The organism is Pseudogulbenkiania subflava DSM 22618, assembly GCF_900177275.1.
GTDB classification, from domain to species: Bacteria; Pseudomonadota; Gammaproteobacteria; order Burkholderiales; family Chromobacteriaceae; genus Pseudogulbenkiania; species Pseudogulbenkiania subflava.
The window spans coordinates 1-22,564 of sequence record NZ_FXAG01000027.1 but is presented as its reverse complement, the minus strand read 5'-3'; the positions used below and the strand labels follow the sequence as shown (position 1 = coordinate 22,564).

Below are 22,564 nucleotides of genomic sequence, written 5' to 3'. Positions count from 1 at the left end.
TTTGTTAGCGGCTCCAAGGAGCAGAACCATGACGTTTTCCCCCTGGCGCGATCTGTCGCCTTCGGCCGTCCTCGCCGCGGTGCTTGCACTGCTGGTGGGGTATTCCGGCCCTTTTCTCATCATCGTGCACGCCGCACAGTCGGCGGGCCTGAGCGCCGCTCAGCTCGGCTCCTGGGTGTGGGCAGTGTCGATCGGTTCCGGCATCGCCGGCTTGTGGTTGTCGCTGCGCTGGAAGGCGCCGGTGATTACCGCCTGGTCGACGCCGGGCGCGGCACTGCTGCTGGCCGCGCTGCCCGGCGTGCCCTACGCCGAGGCGGTGGGCGCCTTCCTGGCGGCGGCGGTCATCGTCACCGTGATCGGTGCGTCTGGCCTGTTCGACAAGATCATGAAGGTGTTTCCACCGGCGCTGGCGGCGGCGCTGTTGGGCGGCATCCTGTTCCGCTTCGTCGCCGAGCTGGCCGGGGCCGCCAGCCACGACGCGGCGCTGGTGTTGCCGATGGCGGCGGCGTTCTTCCTCGGCCGGCGGTTGTTCCCGCGTTACGCCTTGCCGGTCGCGCTGGCGCTGGGGCTGGCCATTGCCGGCGTGCAGGGGCTGTTCGGTACGCTGCCGACGTGGCAGGGTGGTGCCGGGCCGCAGTTCACCATGCCGGCGTGGTCGTGGACGGCCTTCGTCAACCTCGCCATCCCGCTCGCACTGGTGGCGCTGACCGGGCAGTTCCTGCCGGGCATGGCAGTGCTGGCCTCATCCGGTTATCGCATTCCGGCGCGCTCGCCGGTGACGGCGCTCGGCCTGATGTCTATCGTCACCGCGCCCCTGGGCGGGCACGGCGTGGTGCTGGCGGCGATCACCGCGGCGATCTGCACCGGACCGGAGGCGCATCCCGACCCGGCTCGGCGCTACATGGCCGGCGTGGTGTGCGGGGTGCTGTACATCCTGCTGGGGCTGGCCGGCGGCGCGCTGGCGGCGCTGATCCTCACCCTGCCCAAGGCGCTGGTGGCGGCCGCGGCCGGGCTGGCGCTGTTCGGCACGCTGGCCTCCTCGCTCGCCACGGCGCTGGGGGACGAACGTCAGCGCGAGGCGGCGCTGATCACCTTCGTGGTGGCGGCCTCCGGCATCACCATCGCCGGGCTCGGTGCACCGCTGTGGGCGCTGCTGGCGGGCGGGGCGGTGAGCCTGCTGTGCCAGGTCCGGGCCGGCCACGCCACGGCGGCGCTCAGCACCGGGTCCAGACGTTGAGGCGCTGGCGGGGCGGCGGCGGCGCGTGTACAGTTGAACGACTGTATACAATCCAGTGCCCGCCGTTCCGTCACCCACAAGGTACCGACTCCATGTTTTCTGCCGACATCTACCTGCAGCGCCGTGCCCGCCTGCAGGCAGCGGGCCTGTCCGGCCTGTTGCTGTTCCCGGGCAACGTCGACGCACCGATGAACTACCGCGACAACATCTACCCCTTCGTGCAGGACAGTTCCTTCCGCTACTTCTTCGGCCTGAACGAGCCGGGTCTGGCCGGCGTGATCGATGCCGACAGCGGAGAAACCATGCTGTTCGGGCGCGAGCCCGACGTCGCCGACGTGGTGTGGACCGGGCCGCAGCCCAGCCTGGCCGAGCGCGCCGCCTCCGCCGGCGTTGCCGTGGCGCGGCCTTACGCCGAACTGGCGGCGCTGGTGCGCGCAGCGCGCGACGCCGGTCGCACCGTGCACTACCTGGCGCCGTATCGCGGCGAGACGCAGATCGAGCTGGGCCGGCTGCTGGCGCTGCCGCCGGACGAGTTGGGCGCCGGCGTCTCGACCGCGCTGACCCGCGCCGTGGTGGCGCTGCGCGAGATCAAGGGTGACGAGGAAATCGCCGAGATGGAAGCGGCGCTCGCGGTGACGCACGCCATGCACCTGGCGGCGATGCGCGCGGCGCGGCCGGGCGTGGCCGAGCGCGCGGTGGTGGGCGAGATGGAAGGCATCGTGCGCCGCCACGACTGGCAGCTGGCCTACCCCAGCATCTTCTCGCGCCGCGGCGAGGTGCTGCATAACCACCACCACGACCAACTGCTGCAAGCCGGCGACCTCGTCGTGAACGACAGCGGCGCGGCGAGCGCCAGCGGCTACGCCAGCGACATCACCCGCACGCTGCCGGTGGGTGGCAAGTTCACGCCGCGCCAGCGCGCACTGTACGACACGGTGCTGGCGATGCAACTGGCTGCGCTTGAGGCGATCCGCCCGGGCGTGCCCTATCTCGAGGTGCACAAGCGGTCGGCGCGGGTGATGGTGGAGCGGATGACGGTGCTGGGCTTCTTCCAGGGCGACGCCGACGCCATCGTCGAATCCGGCGCCTACGCCATCGCCTTCCCGCACGGCCTGGGGCACCAGATCGGCATGGACGTGCACGACATGGAAGGCCTGGGCGAGGACCTGGTGGGCTACGACGGCGCGGTCGAGCGCAGTGCGCTGTTCGGCCTGGGCTACCTGCGCCTGGGCAAGCCGCTCAAGGCCGGCATGGTGATCACGGTGGAACCGGGCATCTACTTCATCCCGGCGCTGATCGACGCCTGGCGGGCCGAGGGCCGCCACAGCCAGTACATCCGCTACGAGACCTTCCATCAGTACCGCGATTTCGGCGGCATCCGCATCGAGGACGACGTACTGGTGACTGAAGAGGGCTGCCGCGTGCTGGGCGCGCCGATCCCGAAAACGGCGGACGAGGTGGAGGCGGCGATGGCGGGCTGAGCCACCTCACCGCGCCCATCGACCAAAAGGTCGGCCGAAGCCCGTGTTGCGGGTGTTCGGCCGACCTTTTTTACTGATTGCGTGAGCGTCGTGTCTCCGGGGAGACGTGGCCTCAGAACCTGTTCAGGATCTGTCGCGAGCGGCCCTCAGCGGGGTGAAGAGCAGCACAGAAACCGGAATGGACATGAGGTCCATGAGGATTGCGCATCGCTGAGCGAATCTCTGCGTGCCAATCTTCGATTGGCTCAGCGATAGATTCGCACGCAGTGCACATGAGCCCCGATCAGGGACGCGCAGCAAGATCATGAACAGGTTCTCAGAGGAAGCGCACCGGCTCGCCGTGCTGATCGAACGCCAGGTAGCGCGACACGTCGCCGCCGGTCTGGATGGTCTGGATCATGCGCTTGAGCGGCTCTTCAGCGTCGTCGCTGCTCGGGGCCTTGCCGTTGGCGCCGCCGATGGCGGCGACGAACATGAGCTGCCAGGCCTCGCCGGTGCGCGCCGATTCTGCCTTGAGCGCGGCGAAGCTGGTCAGTTCGGCCGGGGTCTTGTCGACGCACAGCACCGGCTGCAGGATGCCGCCCTGGCCGGCGTTGAAGCGTTCCGCCTCGTGCGGCGCGTGATCGTCGTGCAGCACCGAGCGCACGAACACGAACAGCAGGCGTTGCGGGTCGGGCTGCTGGCGTGCGGCGGCCAGCAGCGAGTCGAAATCGGTGATCGGGGTCATGACGCGGTATTCCAATACGGGGAGGGGGGAAGCTGCAGTGTAACGCGACGGCGGCGGGGACTTCGATACGCCCGACGAGGGGGACGGGCTAGGCCGAACGGCGGAGGCGGCGAGATAAAAAAGGGCCGCCCGGAGGCGGCCCAACACGTGCATACAAAGGATGGAGGGTGCAGCCTTAGAACCTGCTCACGATCTTGCTGCGCATCCCTGATCGGGGCTCATGTGCTCTGCGTGCGAATCTATCGCTGAGCCAATCGAAGATTGGCACGCAGGGATTCGCTCAGCGATCGGAAATCCTCATGTACTCCAGTACATTCCGGTGCCTGCGCTGCTCTTTACCCCGCTGAGGGCTGCTCGCGATAGATCGCGAACCAGTTCGTAGAGGATTACAGCGCGGTGCGGAAGATTGCCTCGATCTCCTCCTGGCTGGCCGGGCGCGGGTTGGTCAGGCCGCAGGCGTCCTTCAGTGCGTTGGCCGCCAGCACCGGGATGTCCTCGGCGCGCGCGCCCAGCTCGGCCAGGCCGGCCGGGATGCCGATGTCGGCGGCGAGCCGGCGAATCGCCGCGAGGCACGCCTCGGCTGCCGCGGCATCGTCCAGCCCTTCGGTATCCACCCCCATGGCTTCCGCCACGTCGCCCAGCCGCCCCGGGCAGACGCTGGCGTTGAAGGCTTCCACGTGCGGCAGCAGCACCGCATTGCAGACGCCGTGCGGCAGGTCATAGAAGCCACCCAGCTGGTGCGCCATGGCGTGCACGTAGCCGAGCGAGGCGTTGTTGAACGCCATGCCGGCGAGGAACTGGGCGTAGGCCATCTGCTCGCGCGCGTGCAGGTCCTTGCCGTCGCTCACGGCACGGCGCAGGTGGGCGGCGATCAGCCTCACCGCCTGTAGCGCGCAGGCGTCGGTGATCGGGGTGGCGGCGGTGGAGACGTAGGCCTCCACCGCGTGGGTCAGCGCGTCCATGCCGGTGGCGGCGGTCAGCGCCGGCGGCTTGCCGACCATCAGTGCCGGGTCGTTGACCGACAGGATCGGGGTGACGTTGCGGTCGACGATGGCCATCTTCACGTGGCGGGTCTCGTCGGTGATGATGCAAAAGCGCGTCATCTCGCTGGCGGTGCCGGCGGTGGTGTTGATGGCGATCAGCGGCAACTGCGGCTTGGCCGACTTGTCCACACCCTCGTAATCGCCGATGTGCCCGCCGTTGGCGGCCACCAGCGCGATGCCCTTGGCGCAGTCGTGCGGCGAGCCGCCGCCCAGTGAAATTACGCAGTCGCAGCGCTGGCTCTGCAGCAGCGCCAGGCCGGCCTCGACGTTGCCCACCGTCGGGTTGGGTTTGGCGCCATCGAAGATGGTGGCCTGGATGTCCTGCTCGGTCAGCAGCGCAGCTACCTTGGCGGCCACGCCGGCGCGGGCGAGGCCGGCGTCGGTGACGATCAGGGCGTGGCGGAAGCCATGGCTGCGGATGGCCTGCATGGCATCGGCGAGGCTGCCCTCGCCCATCATGTTGACCGGCGGGATGAAGAAAGTCGTCGTCATGGTGTTGTGCATCTCCGAAGTAAGCATGGTTCGGCGGTCGGGGCCGCGAAGGCTCCCTGCCTGATGGTGTCCCCGTTACTACCGCACAGACCATGCCAGAGCGCATCGTTGTTGCGATGCAGCAAAGCGGCGGAGGGCTCTGGCCTTCCCTCCGCGAAGTTCTTTTTTGCCCTGCAGCACAAAAGATTGATCCAATCGATGTGTTTCGCCGGACCCGGCCGCGATAATTGGCGGCATCCAGTGCTCGATGGGTGTCGCGACGTGCGACACCTGTCCCGCAACAATCGCGACACTTCCAGGACACCTCATGAACCTGACGGTTGCCTCCCTGCCGCTGAACGAAGCGCGGCGCCGCTTTTTCGATGGCCAGCCCCTGCCGGACCATGCCGTGCCGGCGCCCATCCTGCACTCCTGGCGACGCTGCCTCGGTCTTGGCCTGACGGCGTCGCGCCCGCGCCACGGCGAGCGGCTGGACGAGGTGCAGCTACGCGAGCGCTACGAGCAGAACGCCGACTGGCTGGCCCTGGCGCGGCCACAGCTCGACACCCTGTTCGACAGCGTGGTCGACGACGGCCATGTGGTGATCGTGGCCGACCGCGACGGCGTGATCCTCGACGAGACCGGCCACCCGCATTTTCTCGACCGCGCCGAACGGCTCGCGCTGACACCCGGCATGGAGTGGAGCGAGGCGTTGCGCGGTACCAACGCCATCGGCACTGCGCTGGCGCTGGCCGAGGCGGTGCGGGTGCGCGGCAGCGAACACTATCTGGAGCGCCACCGCCGGCTGTCGTGCGTGGCGAGCCCCATCCTCGACCCGTTCGGCCAGGTGCTCGGCGTGCTCGACGTCTCCGGCCCACCGCGCCGGCTCGGCGGCGTGCATGGACAGCGCCTGGAAGCCGCGGTGCGGCAGATCGAACTCGCGCTGTTCGAGCGCCGCTGCGGCCACGCCCGGGTGCTGCAACTGGCCGACGAACCGGCGCTGCTCGGCACGGTGCGCGCGGCGCGGCTGGCGTTCGACGACGACGAACGCCTGTGTGCCGCCAGCCGTCCGGCGCTGGCCCTGCTGGGACTCGACTGGAATGCGCTCGGCGGACGCCGTTTCGGCGAACTGTTTGGCGAAACCCTGGAACACTGGCAGCACCGCCATGGCCGTGGCGTGACCGTGGTGCGCTGTGGCCGGCGGCTGCTGTCGGCCCGGCTTGACGAAGCGGCAGCACCCGCCGTGTCGATTGACACCCCGGCGCCGTCGGTGCGCCCTTTGCGGCCGGTACCGTCGGACATGGTGTCCGACACCGCCGGCCTGCCACCGACGCTGCTGCCGCAGGCGCTGAAACTGCTGGAAGCCGACATCCCGGTGCTGGTGCTGGGCGAGACCGGCACCGGCAAGGACCGCTTCGCGCGCGCCCTGCATGCCGCCAGCTCGCGCCGCGATGGGCCGTTCGTGGCGATCAACTGCGCCGCCCTTCCCGAAGGGCTGGTGGAGGCGGAACTGTTCGGCTATGAGGAAGGCGCCTACACCGGCGCGCGCCGCCACGGCAGCCGTGGCCGTCTGCGCGAGGCGCATGGCGGGGTGCTGTTCCTCGACGAGATCGGCGACATGCCGCTGTCGCTGCAGGCGCGGCTGCTGCGCGTGCTGCAGGAGCGGGTGGTGACGCCGCTGGGCGGCGGCCGGCCCCAGGCGGTGGACGTGCGGCTGGTGTGCGCCACGCACCGCGACCTCAAGCGCGCGGTGGCGGAGGGGACTTTCCGCGCCGACCTCTACTACCGGCTGTGCCACTACCCGCTGCGCCTGCCGCCGCTGCGCCAGCGCGGCGACGTGGCACTGATCGCCCAGCAACTGCTCGACCGCCGCGGTGGCGCGCGGCGCGGCATCACGCTGGCGCCGGAACTGACACAGGCGATACGGCGCTACGCCTGGCCGGGCAATGTGCGCGAGCTGGACAACCTGCTGCAGACCCTGCTGGCACTCCACGACGACGGCACCCGGCTGACGCCGGCTCACCTGCCCGAGACCCTGCGCGAAGACATGGCGGCGATGGCCACGCCGCAAGACGGCGAGGACGGCAACATCGCCCGCCAGATGCTGCAGCGCTGCGGCGGCAACGCCAGCGCGGCAGCCCGCGCGCTGGGCATCAGCCGCAGCACGCTGTACCGGAGGCTGGGGCGGGGAGGGCACTGAGGCTTAGGGCGAATCCTCGTCGTCGATGCGGTTCTGCCGTTCCAGTTCGGCGGCCAGGATCGCCCCGGCGCTGGCGCCGGCCATCGCCGCCAGGCGCTGGCTGTCCTCCTCGGTCAGTTCGTGGGTGTCGTCGTAGCCGACCACCTGCGGTGCCGGCTGGGTCGGCAGGATCGGCCGTACCGGGACCGGCGCCTGCTGTCCCGGCAGGATGACGTGGATCGCGCGGTGGGCGAACACGATGCCGCGCGCCTCCAGCGCCTCCTTGACGCGGCGGTAGGCCTCGCGCCGGATCACCCACTGCTCGCCGGGGCGGGTGGTGAACTTCATGCGCACGATCAGCGCCGACTCCTCGATGCGCATCACCCCCTGCGACTTCAGGGGCAGGATGAAGTGCGGCCCCAGCTCGGGGTCCGCCAGCATCTCCTCGCCGACGCCCTTGATCACCTTGCGCACCGTCTCCAGGTCGACGTCGTAGGGCAGGCGGATCTCCAGCTTCATCGTCGCCCAGTCGCGGCTCATGTTGCGCACGGTGCGGATCGAGCTGTAGGGGATGGTCTGCAGCGCGCCCAGGTGGTGCCTGAGCTGCATCGAGCGGATCGACAGCCGCTCCACCGTGCCGCGCAAGTCGCCGGCCTCGATGTACTCGCCGCGGCGGAAGGCGTCGTCGAGCAGGAAGAAGATGCCGGAGATGACGTCCTGCACCAGCTTCTGCGCCCCCAGGCCGATGGCGATGCCGAGCACGCCGGCGCCGGCCAGGAGCGGACCGATCTCCACCCCCAGCGCGTGCAGCAGACTCAGGGTCAGGATGATCAAGAGCAGGAAGAACAGCAGCGTGCGCAAGGGCGGCAGCAGCGTCTCGCGCCGGCTGCCGGCAGCGGCGCCCTCGCCCTCGTCGGCCAGGGTGCTCTGCGTCTCCAGCTCCGGCGGCGGCAGCTGGCGTTCGATCTGCGACAGCAGTACCTCCCACACCATGTAGGCCAGCAGCACGATCACCGTGCTGTCGAGCAGCGACTTGAGCAGGCGGCTGATGCGGCTGTCGCCGCTCATGGTCATGGCGTCGTAGCCCAGCACGTCGGCCACGGTCAGTACCGCGATGGTGAGCATGATCAGCCGGAGCCCGCCCTGCATGATGCGGCGGAAGCGGCGCGAGCGCTGGGCGAAGGTATGGCTTTGCAGCCAGGGCAGCTGGCACAGCTTGTAGAGCGCGGCGGCGAACAGCCGGTCGATGATGGGAAACAGCAGCGTGAGCCACCACGGCCAGGACATCTTGGCGGCGTACTGCAGGTTGCCGACGATCAGGCTGTGGCTCCACAGCAGCCAGAGCGCCAGCAGCCACAGCGTCACCAGCAGCGGCCACGACTGGCTCAGGATGGTGGCCAGGCCGTGTTCCGCGCCGTTGCGGTCGCGGCTTTGGAACAACTGCTCGATGGTGCCGCGCTGGAGCCAGACGAAGCCCAGCGCGAACAGGTTGAGGGCGAGACCGGTGAGCACCTTGAGCAGGCGCACCAGTTCGCCGTCCATGCCGAGCCAGGCCAGGAAATCGGTGCCCTGGAAGCCGACGATGTAGAGCAAAGTGAAGGTCATCACGCCGCGGTGGAAGCCGATGGCCTGCTCGCAGGCGATCGGCAGCGGGCGGATGCCCTTGGCGGTGGGGGCGAACACCGCCTGCGACAGCACGCCCACGGCGCGGAAGGTGACCGTCGCCAGCAGCAGGCTGAACAGCAGCTTTGGCCGCACGTCGCTGGTGTTGCTGGTCAACAGCAGCATGCCCTGCGCGGTGATCATGAAGATGCCGACGCACAGCAGCCGGAACAGCGTGCGCAGCAACTGGTAGCCGATGCGGCTGCCGAGCCCGCTGGCTTCCTCGCGGCCGATGGCGTTGGCCAGCGCGCGGAAGCGGCGCCCGGCCAGGTACTCGGCCAGCATCGCCACCCCCACCACCAGCACGGTGATGCCGGCAAAACGGTCCCAGCCGGCGGCGGTGATGTCATGGTCGATCTGCTGCGCGATCAGTTGTAGCTCGCTGGCGGCGCGGCCGAGGATTTGCTGGATGATCCACAGCACGTCGGCGATCTGGTTGGTGCTGTTGAAGAGCTCGTTCAGCATGGCGGCGCGCCCTCCGCCACCGCGGCATGCCACAACGTCGCCGGATCGTGCCAGGCGGCGGCGGGGTGGGCGGCCAGCAGCGCCAGCAGACGCGCGGCGCCGTCCCAGATGGCGGCGTCGTGCACGCGGTGGTGGCTCATGATGCCGCTGGGCTCGTCGGCGTCGGCCTCGCCCCGGCGCCGCGCCGCGAGATGGCTTGCCAGCGCCGCCGCCACCGCCGCGTCGCCGGCGTACTGGCGGCTGCGCCAGTCGATCAGGTCGGCGTGCACGTTGACCACGGCGAGATCGGCGCGCGCCTGACGCTGGCCGAGGGTGGAGAGCCCGACCAGCCCGGCCTCGGGCAGGCGCGGAATCCAGTCGGCATGGAGGCGGTTCCAGGGCGGCACCAGCACCGCCTGGAAACGTTGGCCGAAGGCCGCCGCCAGACGCTCCCGTCCGTCCTGCAGCGCCGTGCGCAGCGCGTCCCACTGCCAGGCGGCGCCGAGCTCGCACTTGCGCTCGCCTGGCAGGGCGTGGTCGAGGTGGGCGATGCCGTGCTGCAGCACGCCGACCGCGCGTCGGGCGGCGAGGGCGGCGGGCAGCGAGTCCTCCAGCGCAGCCGGAATCACCGCCAGCCACAACGGCACGGCGTGGGCATCGGCCAGGTCCAGCAGCTGTTGCAGGGCGGCACTGTCCGCCACCGCGTCGTCGTCGCGCCACCAGAAGGTCGCCGCACGGCCCGCCTCCTGCCAGCGGTCCAGCTCGCTGCGCAGCGCCATGAAACCGTCGTCAGCCGCCATGGCCGGCCTCCTCGGCCCAGCGCCGCAGCAGACGCGCGCTCTGCTCGGCGCCGTCCAGCTTCAGCGGCAGACGGGTAGGCGGCAGGGTCAGCGCCTGCTCGATCGCCGCCGCCAGCGCCAGCGGGGTCAGCGCGTCCTCGCCCAGCAGCACCGCGCGGCCGCGTGCCGCCAGTGCTTCGGCGCGCAGGCGCTGCTCGGTCTGATCCTCGCCCTGGAACGGCACCAGCACCGCCGGGCAGCCGGCGGCGAGCAGGTCGAGCACGGTGTTGTAGCCGGCCTGCGAGATCGACAGCGCCGCCACCGCCAGGCGCGGGGCGAAGTCGGCGCGCAGATCCTCCACGATCACGCCGGCCGGCGCCTCGCGTTCCAGCACGTGGCGTCGTGCCGCCTCCAACCGCGGGCCGCACAGCAGGCGCCAGCGCCGCGTCGCGAGCCGGGTCAGCGGCCGTGCTGCCAGCGCGGTGGCGAGCAGCTCGGCGCCGACCGCCCCGCCGCCGGCCGACACCAGTACCTCGCCGACCGCCTCGGGGTCGTCCGACGGCGTCAGCGCGGCGCCGACGTAGCCGGTGTGGTGCACCCGCTCCGGCGGCAGCAGCGCCACCGGAAAACTCGCCGACAGCGGCAGGAACTCGGCGTCGCCGTGCACCAGCAGGTGGTCGAAGTCGCGCCGGAAGCGCTCGGCGCTCTCCGCCTGGCGCTCGGGCGAACGCACCTGCAGCACGTCGCGCACCGAGGCCACCACCAGCGGGCGCGGGATCATGGCGTGCGCCGCCTCGATCAGGGGCTCCAGCTCGAAGCGCAGGCGGCGCCGCCCGAACGGGTAGCTCTCGATCAGCAGCAGCGCCGGGCGCACCTGCTCCAGCGCCGCCAGCACCCGGTCGCGCCGCTCGGCCTCCAGCGCGGCGTCGAGCGGCCGGCCGTGGCGGTCGAGTAGGGTGGTGAAGCGGGCGTCGGCGCTGGTCAGCGGCGGCAGCGCGATGCGCCGGGCGGCGCCGAAGTCGACCAGCGCGCTGCCCTCGCCGCCCATCAGCATGTGCACCTCCAGGCCGTGCGCCTGGCACGCCCGCGCCAGCCGCGCGGCGCGCTGCAGGTGGCCGATGCCGAGCAGGCTCTGCACGTAGAACAACAGCTTCACGAGGCGTGCTCCCGTACGATGGCGCCCACCCGCTTGCCGATGGTCTGCAGCCCGCACAGCATGTTGCGCCGTGCCGCGGCCGACGGCGGCGCTTGCTCCGGCAGGCGCTGCAGTGCCGCCACCATCGGCGCGGTGTCGGCCAGCTGCGCCGGGTCGAGCATGGTGGTCAGCCCCAGCGCGGTTGCCTTGCGCGCGCGGATCAGTTGCTCCAGGCGCGGCTCGGTGCGCGGCACCAGCAGGGCCGGCTTGTTGAACGACAAAATCTCGCAGAAGGTGTTGTAGCCGCCCATTGCCACCACCGCGCGCGCCTGGTTCATCAGCGATTCGAACTGGGTGTCGAAGGTGGCGATCTGCACGTTGGGCAGCCGGGCGGCGCGCTGTCGGAACGCCTCCTGCTCGTGCGTCGACATGAACGGCCCCAGCATGAACAGCGCCGGCCACGGCAGCGTGGCACCGCTCTCGTAGGCGCGCAGCACCCAGTCCACCATCTCGGCGCCGTCGCCGCCGCCGCCCGGCGTCACCAGCAGGTAGGGCTCGGGCAGGCCCTCCAGCAAGCCGGAGCTTTCATGCTCCGGCAGGTGGCGCGGCAGGTAGCCGGTGTACAGCATCTTGTCGTGGATGGCGGGGGTGATCGGCAGCCCGGTGAGCGGGTCGCCCATGTTGCGGCTGCCGTACACCCAGATCTCGTCGTACAGGCTCTCCAGTGCCGGCAGCGCGTTCTTGGCCTGCCACTCGCGCGACAACCGGTCGGCGTCGTCCATCACGTCGCGCAGCCCGAGGATGGTGCGGGTACGTTTGGTGGCAAGCAGGTCGAGCGTGCTGGCCACCTCGCCCTTGAGCCCGAGCGGCTCCTTGTCCACCAGAAACAGGTCCGGCTCGAACACGCGCGCGGTGTGCAGGATGATCGACTCGCGTAGCGCCAGCGTCTCCTTCAGGCTGATGTGCAGCTTGAGCGGGGTGTACTCGCCGTTGTAGAGCTTGATCACGCCGGGAATGCGCACGAAGTCGACACGCGCCTTGAAGTTGAAGTGACCGGCGATCGGCGATCCGGTCAGGATCAGCACCGTCAGCGACTTGTAGCGCTCGACCAGGGCGTGCGCGATGGCGCGGCAACGGCGCAGGTGACCCAGCCCGAACGAGTCGTGGCTATAAATCAGGATGCGGCTCTTCTTCATCGCGGGGCCTCTTGGCAGTAGCCGGGACGGCTTCTTCCGGTATAGCCGATGACAAGGGGGAGGGGGCAGGCCAGTACGCTCGCAGCAGCGCGGCGGCGCGCGCCAGCGAATGGTGTTCGCGCACGTAGCGCGGGCCGGCTTCGGCCATGGCGCGGCGCACCGCCCAGTCGTCCAGCAGCGTCGCCACCGCGGCGCTGAAGCGCTCGACGTTGCAGTCGTGCACCAGCCGCCCGCTGGCGGCGTCGACGATGCCGGCCACGCCGGCGCCGTAACCGGCCACCACCGGGCATCCCGCAGCCTGCGCCTCCAACAGCGCCATGCCGAACGACTCGTTCACCGCCGGCCACACGCACAGCTGCGACGCCGCCAGCCACGGCGCCGCCGCGGGCGGGTCGAGCGCGCCCAGCCGCACCGCGCCGGGCAGGTCGGCGATCAGCGCGTCCAGTTCCGCGGCCGCCGCGCCGTCGCCGACGATCAGCCAATGCAGATGACGCCCCTCCGCCAGCAGCCGCCGGTAGCATGCCGCCATCAGCCGGTACGAGGCCATCTTGTCGCCCGGGCGCACCATCGCCACGCTGATCAGCCAGGGCCGCGCCGGGTCGAGCCCGGCCTCGCGCGCCAGTTCGGCGCGCGGGCGGCGCCGTGCCGGCGTCGCGGCGTCGATGAACGGCGGCAGCCGGCGCAGCACCTTGGTCGGCTCGGCCAGCACCGTGGCCAGCCCCGGCTCGTCGCGCGGGTTGACGATGAAGATGCGCGCCGCCTGGCGGATCGCCGCCACGCAGTCGGACAGGTTGTCCTGCCACAGCCCGCCTTCCTGCTGCGGCGCGTGCGAGGCCTCGCACAGCAGGTAGGGGATGGCGAGGGCGCGGCACACCGCCGGGCCGATCCAGTCCGGCGCCTTGTGGTAGAGGTGGTAGGTGAACCAGGCCTGCGGCCGCTCCTCCGGCGGACGGGCGCGATAGGCGGCGATCAGTGCCGCGGCGCGGCGTTCGGCGCGCGCCTTGAGCCGCTGTTGCTGGCGCGGATCGCCGACGCCGTCGTAGCTGCGCAGGCTGGAGGCCAGCTCCACCTGCCAGCCGGCCAGGCGCAGCCCGCGCAGCAGCAGGCGCGCCAGCGTGCGGTCGCCGGATGGCACCGGGTGGCGCGGTGATTTCAATGGGGCGTAGAAGGCGAGACGGGGCATGCGGCCTCCGTAGCGGGGGGCGGGGGATCGAAGCAATCCAGCAGCCGCTCGATACCTCGTTCCATGGCGAACTCGCTGCGCACGCGGGCGGCGCCGGCCTGGGCCAGGCGCTGGCGCAGGCCGGGGTCGGCCATCAGCCGCGTTAGCTCCGTGCCGAGCGCCGCCACGTCGCCGGCCTCCACCAGCACGCCGCTGACGCCGTCCTCGATCAGCTCGGGGATGCCCGACAGCCGCGTCGACAGGCAGCACACCGCCTGGCTCTGCGCCTCCATCAGCACGTTGGGCAGGCCGTCGCGGTCGCCGTCGTCGACCACCTTGCACGGCAGCACGAAGAGATCGGCTGTGCGATAGGCCGCCAGCACCTCTTGCTGCGGCAGCGCGCCCAGCCAGCGGATGCGGTCGGTGAGGCCCAGCGTCTCGGCTTGGTGCTTGAGCTCCGCCAGCAGCGCGCCGCCGCCGATGTGGGTCAGGCGCCAGCTGAGCCCGGCAGGTAGCGTCGCCAGCGCGGCGAGCAGATCGTCGTAACCCTTTTTGGCCACGGCGCGGCCCACCGACAGCAGTTCGACCGGGCGGGCCGGGTCACTACCGTCACGTGCCGCCGGGGCAGTGGGCGGCGGTGGGAAGCGTGCGAAGCTGATGCCGTGGTAGACCAGATGCACCTTGCCGCGCCCCTCTGGCAGTGCGGAGAGATAGTCGTGGTTGGCACGGGTACAGGTGGCGAGCCACTGCATGTCGGCCAGCTTGGCGCGGATTTCCCACTCCGGCTGGGTCCACACGTCCTTGGCGTGCGCCGACGCCGCCCACGGCAAACCGGTCAGGCGCGCGGCGTAGCGCGTCACCGAACCGGGGGTGTGGATAAAGTGCACGTAGAGCTGCTCGATCTCGGGCGGGCACTCCGCCGCCAGCACCAGCGCCTGGCCGAAGCGGCGCACCCGGTTGGGGGTGAAGTCGCGCACCAGGTCGGAGAGGAACAGCCGCCAGGTCGCCCACAGCGCCGCCGGCCGGCGCAGTGCCGCCAACGTGGCGCGCAGCACGCGCCACGGCTCCTGGTACAGGTACTCCGGCAGGTAGATCACGTGGGCGCGAATCTCGTCGTGCACCGGGTGGCGCTCCAGGTCGGTGGGGTGGCGCAGCGAAAACAGCGTCAGCGTGAAGCCGCGCGCCTCCAGCTCGCGCAGCTCCTGCGCGATGAAGGTTTCGGAAAGGCGTGGGTAGCCTTTCAGTACGACGCCGAGATGGCGGGTTGGCATGGCGGAGGTCCGGTCGCTGTGGTTGTGGCCGAAGAAATGTCAGTATCAGTATCGACCAGTTTTGTGCGCCATGCCGTGGCGTTGCGCGGGCGGTGACTCGCTGATCAGCCTGCGCCTGACGGTCCGGTTTCGGCCAAGGGTTGCGTTACAGCCGGAAGCGCGACACGGCGTCGTGCAGGCTCTTGGCCATGCTGTCGATGTCATGCACCACCCGCGTGGCCAGGGCCACGGCGCTGCGCGTTTCCGTCACCACCCCCGCCACCTGCTCCACGCTGCCGGCAATGCTGGTGCCGGCCTGGCTTTGCTCGGACATCGAGTAGGCGACGTTGCGGAACAGCGCCAGGGTCTGTTCGGCACTGCGGCTGATGCGATTGAGGGCCGCGGCCGCTTCGTTCACCTGGCTCGCGCCGTTTTCCACCGCCGGACGGATTTCCTCCATGCGTGCCGATACCGTCGACGTCTCGTTCACCACCGTACCGATGATGTTGGCGATTTCGCTGGTGGCCTCGGCGGTGCGTTCCGCCAGCTTGCGCACCTCGTCCGCCACCACAGCGAAGCCGCGCCCGGTCTCGCCGGCGCGCGCCGCCTCGATGGCCGCGTTCAGCGCCAGCAGGTTGGTCTGGTTGGCGATGTCGTGAATGGTCTCGACGATGCCGCTGATGCTGCTGGTGTGCTCGGTCAGGCGTGCCACCATGGCGGCGGCGCCGGTCACCTGGCCGGATACGGCGAGGATGCTTCCGGCCGCCTCCTGGGCGAAGCCACAGCTGCTGCGCGCCAGTTCCGCCATCGTCTGCGAGTCGTTTTCGGTCTGCCGTGCGCTGTCGGAGACGTGGTCGATGCTGACCGACAGCTGTTCGATGGCGGCGGCGGCGGAGGTGGTCGACTCACTGGCCGTGCTCGATACCTGGTCCAACTTGCGCATCTCGCCGGCCAGCTCCTGGGCGGTATGCGTCATCAGCGTCGACGAGCGGTTGATCTGGTCAATCATCTGGCGCAGCCCCGACTGCATGCGCCGCATCGCCATCAGCAAACTGTGTTCCCGGCCCTGAGTGACGATGTCGCGGCTCAGGTCGCCAGCGGCGATGGCCTCCATGATCTCGGCGGCGTAGGCGGGCTCGCCGCCCAGCGTGCCGATGATGCGCCGCGACATCGCCAGCGACAGCAGGCCGACGCCGATCATGACTACCGCGCTGACGCCGAGCAGCAGCGACGCCTCGCGCCAGAAGATGGCGTCGACGTCGTCGACGAAGATGCCGGTGCCGACCGTCCAGCCCCAGCGTTCGTAGCGCACCACGCCGTTCAGCTTCGGTATCGGCTGCTGGCCGCCGCCGCGCGGGGTCTGGATCGTGGTGATGCCGTACTTGTGGCCCGCCAGCGCCTCGTCGTAGGCCGCCACCGTGGTGCGTCCGTCCGGCAGCGTGCTGCCGAGGTCCACCTTGCCCACGCGTTCCTTCTTGGGATGCACCTTGAGCACGTTGTTGGCGTCCCGGGCGAAGAAGTAGAGGTCATCCACGCGCAGCATGTTGAGGGCGGCGCTGGTCTGCTGTTCGGCCTCGGTACGGCTCAGCTTGCCTTGTTGTTCCAGCGTGCCATAGCGGTTCATCACGCCTTCCGCCATGCGCAGGGCCACCGTGATCTGCTCGCTCTTCTGGGCGTAGAGCTCGCTGCGCAGCGAGTGGAGCGCCAGGCCGGCGATGAGCAGGGTGCCGAGAAAGCTGGCGAGGACAAGGATCATTAGTCGTGTGCGTAGGCGCATGCTCTGCTTGCTCCAGGTTGTCTGTGTCGAGTGTCGTCCGGTCTGCCGGTGGTGGCCGGCCAGCCGGGCCACGGCGGTGTGGATGTTGTTGTCGGGGCCGTGACCGTCGGATTTTAAATTATGTGTGTAAATAAACGGCCATGCACCCGGGTTTTTGTTTCAAGCCATGGGTGGCCGGGGAGGCGGCCCCCAGGGGTCATGACCAGGCCGGATGGTGGGCTTTTCAGAGCTGAACTGAGGAGCGATTCTAGCGATGAAATTTTCAGATTTTGTGACGCAGCCGTGGCGCCATTTTCTCGTTTTGTAATTTATAAAATGAAATACATTATTTATTTACGTAATTAATGGTGTTTAGATGGTGCCGGAGCCTTGCCTGATTAAGCACTGCGGTGGTGGTTGGTCCTTCGGCCCTGCTGTCTTTAAAGTACCGCGGACAAAACCCGGTGCCGCGATTGTGGCCGGGCGCGCGGCGGCGGACCGTGCACGTAGTACGGCAACGCCGCGAACAACGCCAAGAGGGGGCCGCGGTTCTGAAACGGGCAAAGGCGTTGCAGCCGCTTGTCGCGGGGACGCGGCCGCGCCGCCTCGGGGGCCGGGGCGGCTGAATCAGGGTATGGCTGGGAATCGGCGGCAGGGCCGAGAGGGTGGGGAGAGGCGGGGGAGCCGCGGCTGCGGTCAGCGCAGGTAGCGCTGGGTGATACGGGGAAGCCAGGCGGGGCCGTGGGTGCCGGCGTCTCGTCAGGGAAGACGCCGGCACAGGTCATGGCTAGCGGGCGGAGCGCTCGTCGGCCATGCGGTCGAACAGTTGCAGCATGGCTTGGCTGTGCTGCTCCAGTTCGTTCATCAGCTGGATGATCTGGTTTTCGTCCATGCCGTCCGGCTGCTGCGCGGCGCTGAGTACCGACGACACGCAGTGCTCCAGGGCGGCTTGCGGCTGCCGGTATTCGCCGTAGGCACGGGTCGCGGCAAAGACGTTCAGGTGTTCGTCCAGCTGCTCCTGGCGCGGCGCCGGGCCGGCAGTTTGGATTGAGCGACGTTGGCCGAAGCCTTCAGGCTCTGTGGGGTCATGGTTTCCTCTGCAAAAAGGATGGGTGGTGACGGATTGCGGACGCACGACGGCCCGCGGCCTCCCTCTGTCGTGGAAGTCCGTGGGGCGTGTCGCGCGGGAATCAGGGGTGGATCAGGGGGCTTCGGTGACGAAGCCGATACGGCTCACTCCACTCTGCTGGGCGCTGGCCAGCGCCTCGGCAACGTATTCGTAGCGCGCGCTCTTGTCGGCGCGCAGGTGCAGTTCCACCCGCGGGTTGGCCTTGGCGGCGGAGGCAAAACGCGCCGCCAGCGCCTCGCGCGCCACCGGGGCGTCATTCCAGAAGTAGCGGCCGTCCGGCTTCACCGCCAGCCGGATCGCCTCCGGCTTGTCCTGGAAGCGGGCCGCCGCCGCCTGCGGCAGGTCGACCTTGACCGCGTTGGTCAACAGCGGCGCGGTGATGATGAACACCACCAGCAGCACCAGCATCACGTCGACCAGCGGCGTGGTGTTGATCTCCGCCATCGGGGCGTGCTCGCCCTTGTCGAAACTACCGAACGCCATCGATCTCTCCTGCCTGGGTCAGCAGTTGCGCGTGCAGGTCGTGCGCGAAGTGGTCCATCTGCTGCGCCATCACCCGCTGCAGGCGCATGAAGGTGTTGTACGCCAGCACCGCCGGAATCGCCGCCGCCAGGCCGGCGGCGGTCGCCACCAGCGCCTCGCCGATCGGCCCCGCCACGGTGGCGATCGACACCTGTCCCTCTGTCCCGATGTTCACCAGCGCGTGGTAGATGCCCCACACCGTGCCGAACAGGCCGATGAACGGCGCGGTCGAACCGACTGAGGCCAGCAGCGTCATGCCCGCCTCGTGGCGGCCGGTTTCCTGCGCCAGCCGCTTGCGGATGGCGCGGGTGAGGAATTCGTTCAGGTCGCAGGCCTGCCCCAGCGAGCGTTGCGCGTTGGCGTGGAAGTGGCGCAGCGCCGACAGCCCGTCACGCGCCAGGTTGGCGTAGGCCGAGCCCGAGTCGGCCAGTGCCGTCTCCGCCGCCCGCCAGTTCGCGGCGTTCCACAGCGCGGCTTCGGCCAACTTGTTGTCGCGGCGCGCGCGCCAGCCCTGCACGGCGCGCAGCGCGATGACGTACCAGGTCAGGATCGACATGGCGATGAGCAGCATGAACACCGTCACGAGCACGGCGTCCCCTTGGTGGAATACGGTAAGCAGATTCATGGTTCAGTGGCTTTTGATGGAAAAATCGACGGGTACGATGAAGTTGAAGGGAATGGCCTCCTGCCCGCGCCGGGCCGGAACAAAGCGCCATTGGCGCACCGCCTCCAGCGCCGCGCGGTCCAGCCGCGGGTAGCCGCTGCTCTGCGCCAGGCTGACGTCCAGCGCGCGGCCTTCGGCGCTCACCTGCACCCGCACGCGCACCGTGCCGGTCTCGTTCAGCTCCAGCGACAGCGCCGGGTAGCGAGGCTTGGGGTTGTCCAGGTAGCCGCCGCGGTAGAGCGGCGGGGTGATCGGGGCGTCGGCCGCCTCGGCCGTCTTGGCCGGGGCCGCGTTGCTGGCCGTGGCGGCGGCCTCGCTGCGGTGCTCCTCCGGCGCCGGGGACGGGGACGGGGACGGCGCGGCGCTCGGTGTCGCCGCACTGGGACGTGGCGCCGAGGTACTCAATAGCGGCGGGGAGGTGGCAGCGCTACGGCGCGCGGCCGGATGCTCGAGCCTGGGCCTCGGCTCGGGGCGTGGCGCCGCCTGCACGGCCGGCGCCGGAGTGGCCGGATGCGGTGCGGCCAGGGAAACCAGCTCCATGCGTGCCAATTGCGGCGGCGTGATCGGCACGCGCTGGCTCGCCAGCAGGATCAGCCCGGCCAGCGCGGCGACGTGCAGCAAGGTGACGCCGCTCAGGGCGGCAAAACGTTCGGTACGCGAATTCATGCTAGGATGATAACGCAAATTATTATCATTCACATAGCGGCTGTGCGTATTTGATACAGGTCAACGGGGGTATCCGGCGTCGGGCGTAGCATGGTTCCATCCCCTATTGCCTTCCATCCCTTGCAGGAGCGTGCCATGCACATCGACCATCACCCCCTCGCCGCCGAGTTTCCCGGCGAGCAGGACAAGATCCACCAACTCAAGCAGGATAGCGCCCGCTTTACCCGCCTGTTCATCGACTACGAGCAGGCCGACAAGGCCGTGGTGCGCATCGAGAACGAGCTGGAGGCCGCCAGCGACGTGGAACTGGAACGGCTCAAGAAAACCCGTCTGGCCTTGAAGGACGAACTCTACCGGCTGATCCGCGGCGGCGTGTCCTGAGCCGCTTGTAATCCGTCCACTTGCCTACATATCCTGAAAAGCTGCTGGCAGCTCGCCGGTAGCTTTTTTCATTGGAACAAGAACATGCAGCAGTTTGACGGAACCACCATCGTCTCCGTCCGCCGTGGACAGCGCGTGGCGCTGGGCGGTGACGGACAGGTCACCCTCGGCAATATCGTGATCAAGGCCACCGCGCGCAAGGTTCGCCGCCTCTATCACGACAAGGTGCTGGCCGGTTTTGCCGGCGGCACCGCCGATGCCTTCACCCTCTTCGAGCGTTTCGAAGCCAAGCTGGAAAAGCACCAGGGCCACCTGGTGCGCTCGGCGGTGGAACTCGCCAAGGACTGGCGCACCGACCGCATGCTGCGTCGCCTGGAAGCGATGCTGATCGTGGCCGACAAGGAAAGCACGCTCATCATTACCGGCAACGGCGACGTGCTCGAGCCCGAGCAAGGCATCGCCGCGATCGGCTCCGGCGGCGCCTTCGCCCAGTCGGCGGCGCGCGCGCTGTTCGAAAACACCGAACTCGACCCGGCCGTGGTGGTCAAGAAGTCGCTGGAGATCGCCGGCGACATCTGCATCTACACCAACCACAACCACCTGATCGAAACGCTGGACTGAACACCCGCCGCCCCGGCCACCGCCTCCGCCGCCTGAGCGCCAGCGGCGCGCGCGCCGTGGAGGCCGGCACGTCCGTCGCGAAGGGCTTTGCCAAAGCATGCCCCGACCGTCTCGGGGCCACCGTAACATCCGACCGCCGTTGCTCTATATATAAGAGCGTGCGGCGGTCCCAGCCGGAGCCGGGCCCGAGCTTGGCCGACGCCTTCGGCCAACCTTGCCGGAAATACGCCATGACACAAATGACCCCGCCGGAAATCGTTCACGAGCTGAACAAGCACATCATCGGCCAAGACGCCGCCAAACGCGCCGTGGCCATCGCCCTGCGCAACCGCTGGCGCCGCCAGCAGGTGAGCGAACCGCTCAAGAGCGAAATCACCCCCAAGAACATCCTGATGATCGGCCCGACCGGCGTCGGCAAGACCGAAATCGCCCGCCGTCTGGCTCGGCTGGCCAACGCCCCCTTCATCAAGGTCGAAGCCACCAAGTTCACCGAGGTCGGCTACGTCGGCCGTGACGTCGACACCATCATCCGCGACCTCACCGAGATCGCTATCAAGGACACCCGCGACGCCGCCATCAAGCGCCTGCGTCACCGCGCCGAAGACGCCGCCGAAGACCGTATCCTCGACGTGCTGCTACCGCCGGCTCGCCAGCCGGCCGGCTTCTTCGCCGGCGAGGAAGAAGCGCCCGCCAGCAAGCCCGAAGACAGCGCCACCCGGCTCAAATTCCGCCAGATGCTGCGCGAGGGCAAGCTCGACGACAAGGAAATCGAAATCAACGTCGCCGCGCCGCAGGCCAAGATGGAAATCCTCGCCCCGCCGGGCATGGAAGACTTCTCCAGCCAGCTGCAGACCATGTTCCAGGGCCTGGGCAGCGGCAAGCAGAAGGCGCGCAAGCTGAAAGTGGCCGAAGCGCTCAAGCTGGTCATCGAAGAAGAAGCCGCCAAGCTGGTGAACGAGGACGAGATCAAGCAGGAAGCGCTGCAGAACGTCGAACAGAACGGCATCGTCTTCATCGACGAAATCGACAAGGTCGCCAGCCGCAGCGAAGGCAACGGCGCCGACGTCTCGCGCGCCGGCGTGCAGCGCGACCTGTTGCCGCTGGTCGAAGGCACCACCGTCACCACCAAGTACGGCATGGTCAAAACCGACCATATCCTGTTCATCGCCTCCGGCGCCTTCCATCTCGCCAAGCCGTCCGACCTGATCCCGGAACTGCAGGGCCGCTTCCCGATCCGCGTCGAACTGACCTCGCTGACCGTCGACGACTTCCGCCAGATCCTCACCAACACCGACGCCTGCCTGACGCGCCAATACGAAGCGCTGCTCGCGACCGAAGGCGTCGAGCTGGTGTTCGCCGACAGCGGCATCCAGCGCATGGCCGAGATCGCCTGGCACGTCAATGAAAAGACCGAGAACATTGGGGCGCGCCGCCTGTACACCGTGATCGAAAAGCTGCTTGAGGAAATCTCCTTCGACGCCCGCACCGGCCGCTTCGAAGTCGACGCCGCCTACGTCGACAGCAAACTCGACATGCTGTCGCAGCGCGAAGACCTGGCGCGCTACGTCCTATAAAGGGAGCGCATTGCCATTTTCGATTGCTTGGAAGCGGTATTTTCAAAAAAAGCCGGCTTTTTTGCCGGCTTTTTGTTTTTTCCGGGCGTGTGGAAGGTGGCTACAAGGGCGGTGCCGGGCCGGTTGGCGAGGGGTCTGCAAAAAACTTGATTCGGGTAAGTTGTTTTTATTCATGGACTTATGGGTGATTTTTTGCGGGAATGGCAGCTTTCTGCAAAATTTCCGTAAAAAGGCGTTGACGGGGGTGGGGTCGGGGCGTATAGTTCGCCTCCTCAGCTGACGCCGCGACGGAAACGAGGCGGTCAGCACCGCTCTTTAACAGACAGAATAACCGATAGGTGTGAGTGCTCGGCAAAGCCGACACTTGCACTGCAAGACAGGAAGTATCTCGATATTTCTTTGATCTTGCGTGCCAAAAATTGCTATGAGATTGAACTGAAGAGTTTGATCCTGGCTCAGATTGAACGCTGGCGGCATGCTTTACA

The 22,564-nt window shown here is 68.8% G+C and carries 19 protein-coding genes; 6 read left to right on the top strand and 13 right to left on the bottom strand.

Annotated features, from left to right (window positions below; translation table 11 throughout):
- The first annotated feature begins 28 nt into the window (after positions 1 to 28).
- Together B9N72_RS18595 and B9N72_RS18590 are read left to right on the top strand one after the other, a co-directional pair.
- A complete protein-coding gene (locus B9N72_RS18595; RefSeq protein WP_085277701.1) occupies positions 29 to 1,237 on the top strand; it encodes a benzoate/H(+) symporter BenE family transporter in 1,209 nt (402 codons plus the stop codon).
- Between the two features lie 92 nt (positions 1,238 to 1,329).
- Positions 1,330 to 2,718, top strand: coding sequence for an aminopeptidase P family protein (locus B9N72_RS18590; protein ID WP_085277700.1), 1,389 nt, complete (start codon positions 1,330 to 1,332; stop codon positions 2,716 to 2,718).
- A 316-nt stretch (positions 2,719 to 3,034) separates the two neighbouring features.
- Here B9N72_RS18590 and B9N72_RS18585 read toward each other — a convergent pair whose 3' ends face one another.
- Together B9N72_RS18585 and yiaY are read right to left on the bottom strand one after the other, a co-directional pair.
- A complete protein-coding gene (locus B9N72_RS18585; protein WP_085277699.1) occupies positions 3,035 to 3,445 on the bottom strand; it encodes a ribonucleotide reductase subunit alpha in 411 nt (136 codons plus the stop codon).
- A gap of 386 nt (positions 3,446 to 3,831) precedes the next feature.
- Entirely contained in the window at positions 3,832 to 4,980 is a 1,149-nt protein-coding gene (yiaY, locus tag B9N72_RS18580) for an L-threonine dehydrogenase (protein WP_085277723.1), read from the bottom strand.
- 307 nt (positions 4,981 to 5,287) lie between these two features.
- Here yiaY and B9N72_RS18575 point away from each other — a divergent pair, with 307 nt between their 5' ends.
- The gene (locus B9N72_RS18575; protein WP_085277698.1) at positions 5,288 to 7,159 is read left to right on the top strand and encodes a sigma-54-dependent Fis family transcriptional regulator; all 1,872 of its coding nucleotides are present in this window, start codon (positions 5,288 to 5,290) and stop codon (positions 7,157 to 7,159) included.
- Between the two features lie 3 nt (positions 7,160 to 7,162).
- Here B9N72_RS18575 and B9N72_RS18570 read toward each other — a convergent pair whose 3' ends face one another.
- The 11 genes from B9N72_RS18570 to B9N72_RS18520 all read right to left on the bottom strand — a co-directional run bounded on the left by B9N72_RS18570 (position 7,163) and on the right by B9N72_RS18520 (position 19,503).
- Positions 7,163 to 9,265 carry a mechanosensitive ion channel family protein gene (locus tag B9N72_RS18570; RefSeq protein ID WP_085277697.1) on the bottom strand — a complete coding sequence of 701 codons (2,103 nt, stop codon included), beginning with the start codon at positions 9,263 to 9,265 and terminating at the stop codon, positions 7,163 to 7,165.
- On the bottom strand, positions 9,259 to 10,044 hold the full coding sequence (locus B9N72_RS18565; RefSeq protein ID WP_085277696.1) for a polysaccharide deacetylase family protein: 786 nt from the start codon (positions 10,042 to 10,044) through the stop codon (positions 9,259 to 9,261). Before B9N72_RS18565 ends, B9N72_RS18570 begins: the two co-directional genes overlap by 7 nt.
- Entirely contained in the window at positions 10,034 to 11,179 is a 1,146-nt protein-coding gene (locus tag B9N72_RS18560; RefSeq protein ID WP_085277695.1) for a glycosyltransferase family protein, read from the bottom strand. The genes B9N72_RS18565 and B9N72_RS18560 overlap by 11 nt, the downstream gene beginning before the upstream one ends.
- Positions 11,176 to 12,354, bottom strand: coding sequence for a glycosyltransferase family protein (locus B9N72_RS18555; RefSeq protein WP_085277694.1), 1,179 nt, complete (start codon positions 12,352 to 12,354; stop codon positions 11,176 to 11,178). Before B9N72_RS18555 ends, B9N72_RS18560 begins: the two co-directional genes overlap by 4 nt.
- Complete coding sequence (locus B9N72_RS18550) at positions 12,326 to 13,537, bottom strand: glycosyltransferase family 4 protein (protein ID WP_085277693.1); 1,212 nt, start codon at positions 13,535 to 13,537, stop codon at positions 12,326 to 12,328. Before B9N72_RS18550 ends, B9N72_RS18555 begins: the two co-directional genes overlap by 29 nt.
- Complete coding sequence (locus tag B9N72_RS18545; RefSeq protein WP_085277692.1) at positions 13,507 to 14,787, bottom strand: glycosyltransferase family 4 protein; 1,281 nt, start codon at positions 14,785 to 14,787, stop codon at positions 13,507 to 13,509. Before B9N72_RS18545 ends, B9N72_RS18550 begins: the two co-directional genes overlap by 31 nt.
- Before the next feature lie 145 nt (positions 14,788 to 14,932).
- Positions 14,933 to 16,522 carry a methyl-accepting chemotaxis protein gene (locus B9N72_RS18540; protein WP_234986046.1) on the bottom strand — a complete coding sequence of 530 codons (1,590 nt, stop codon included), beginning with the start codon at positions 16,520 to 16,522 and terminating at the stop codon, positions 14,933 to 14,935.
- 787 nt (positions 16,523 to 17,309) lie between these two features.
- Positions 17,310 to 17,657, bottom strand: coding sequence for a hypothetical protein (locus B9N72_RS18535; protein WP_234986045.1), 348 nt, complete (start codon positions 17,655 to 17,657; stop codon positions 17,310 to 17,312).
- 66 nt (positions 17,658 to 17,723) lie between these two features.
- Positions 17,724 to 18,134, bottom strand: a complete 411-nt coding sequence (locus tag B9N72_RS18530) for an ExbD/TolR family protein (RefSeq protein WP_085277690.1) — start codon at positions 18,132 to 18,134, stop codon at positions 17,724 to 17,726.
- On the bottom strand, positions 18,121 to 18,798 hold the full coding sequence (locus B9N72_RS18525; RefSeq protein ID WP_085277689.1) for a MotA/TolQ/ExbB proton channel family protein: 678 nt from the start codon (positions 18,796 to 18,798) through the stop codon (positions 18,121 to 18,123). The genes B9N72_RS18530 and B9N72_RS18525 overlap by 14 nt, the downstream gene beginning before the upstream one ends.
- A gap of 3 nt (positions 18,799 to 18,801) precedes the next feature.
- Entirely contained in the window at positions 18,802 to 19,503 is a 702-nt protein-coding gene (locus tag B9N72_RS18520; protein WP_085277688.1) for an energy transducer TonB, read from the bottom strand.
- Between the two features lie 135 nt (positions 19,504 to 19,638).
- Between B9N72_RS18520 and B9N72_RS18515 the strand changes: the two genes are divergently transcribed.
- The 3 genes from B9N72_RS18515 (at position 19,639) to hslU (ending at position 22,079) form a co-directional block, all read left to right on the top strand.
- Positions 19,639 to 19,884 carry an HP1242/YdcH family protein gene (locus B9N72_RS18515; protein WP_085277687.1) on the top strand — a complete coding sequence of 82 codons (246 nt, stop codon included), beginning with the start codon at positions 19,639 to 19,641 and terminating at the stop codon, positions 19,882 to 19,884.
- An 84-nt stretch (positions 19,885 to 19,968) separates the two neighbouring features.
- Positions 19,969 to 20,505 carry an ATP-dependent protease subunit HslV gene (hslV, locus tag B9N72_RS18510; protein WP_085277686.1) on the top strand — a complete coding sequence of 179 codons (537 nt, stop codon included), beginning with the start codon at positions 19,969 to 19,971 and terminating at the stop codon, positions 20,503 to 20,505.
- Positions 20,506 to 20,735: 230 nt separating this feature from the next.
- On the top strand, positions 20,736 to 22,079 hold the full coding sequence (hslU, locus tag B9N72_RS18505) for an ATP-dependent protease ATPase subunit HslU (protein WP_085277685.1): 1,344 nt from the start codon (positions 20,736 to 20,738) through the stop codon (positions 22,077 to 22,079).
- Positions 22,080 to 22,564: the final 485 nt, after the last annotated feature.

Bases quoted from the DNA above. Each gene is read 5' to 3' on its own strand.
- B9N72_RS18515 (WP_085277687.1), top strand. From the start codon at position 19,639: ATGCACATCGACCATCACCCCCTCGCCGCCGAGTTTCCCGGCGAGCAG.
- B9N72_RS18545 (WP_085277692.1), bottom strand. From the start codon at position 14,787: ATGCCAACCCGCCATCTCGGCGTCGTACTGAAAGGCTACCCACGCCTT.
- B9N72_RS18585 (WP_085277699.1), bottom strand. From the start codon at position 3,445: ATGACCCCGATCACCGATTTCGACTCGCTGCTGGCCGCCGCACGCCAG.
- B9N72_RS18590 (WP_085277700.1), top strand. From the start codon at position 1,330: ATGTTTTCTGCCGACATCTACCTGCAGCGCCGTGCCCGCCTGCAGGCA.
- hslV (WP_085277686.1), top strand. From the start codon at position 19,969: ATGCAGCAGTTTGACGGAACCACCATCGTCTCCGTCCGCCGTGGACAG.
- B9N72_RS18575 (WP_085277698.1), top strand. From the start codon at position 5,288: ATGAACCTGACGGTTGCCTCCCTGCCGCTGAACGAAGCGCGGCGCCGC.
- B9N72_RS18550 (WP_085277693.1), bottom strand. From the start codon at position 13,537: ATGCCCCGTCTCGCCTTCTACGCCCCATTGAAATCACCGCGCCACCCG.
- B9N72_RS18570 (WP_085277697.1), bottom strand. From the start codon at position 9,265: ATGCTGAACGAGCTCTTCAACAGCACCAACCAGATCGCCGACGTGCTG.
- B9N72_RS18540 (WP_234986046.1), bottom strand. From the start codon at position 16,522: ATGATCCTTGTCCTCGCCAGCTTTCTCGGCACCCTGCTCATCGCCGGC.
- B9N72_RS18555 (WP_085277694.1), bottom strand. From the start codon at position 12,354: ATGAAGAAGAGCCGCATCCTGATTTATAGCCACGACTCGTTCGGGCTG.
- B9N72_RS18520 (WP_085277688.1), bottom strand. From the start codon at position 19,503: ATGAATTCGCGTACCGAACGTTTTGCCGCCCTGAGCGGCGTCACCTTG.
- B9N72_RS18525 (WP_085277689.1), bottom strand. From the start codon at position 18,798: ATGAATCTGCTTACCGTATTCCACCAAGGGGACGCCGTGCTCGTGACG.
- B9N72_RS18595 (WP_085277701.1), top strand. From the start codon at position 29: ATGACGTTTTCCCCCTGGCGCGATCTGTCGCCTTCGGCCGTCCTCGCC.
- B9N72_RS18530 (WP_085277690.1), bottom strand. From the start codon at position 18,134: ATGGCGTTCGGTAGTTTCGACAAGGGCGAGCACGCCCCGATGGCGGAG.
- B9N72_RS18565 (WP_085277696.1), bottom strand. From the start codon at position 10,044: ATGGCGGCTGACGACGGTTTCATGGCGCTGCGCAGCGAGCTGGACCGC.
- yiaY (WP_085277723.1), bottom strand. From the start codon at position 4,980: ATGACGACGACTTTCTTCATCCCGCCGGTCAACATGATGGGCGAGGGC.
- hslU (WP_085277685.1), top strand. From the start codon at position 20,736: ATGACACAAATGACCCCGCCGGAAATCGTTCACGAGCTGAACAAGCAC.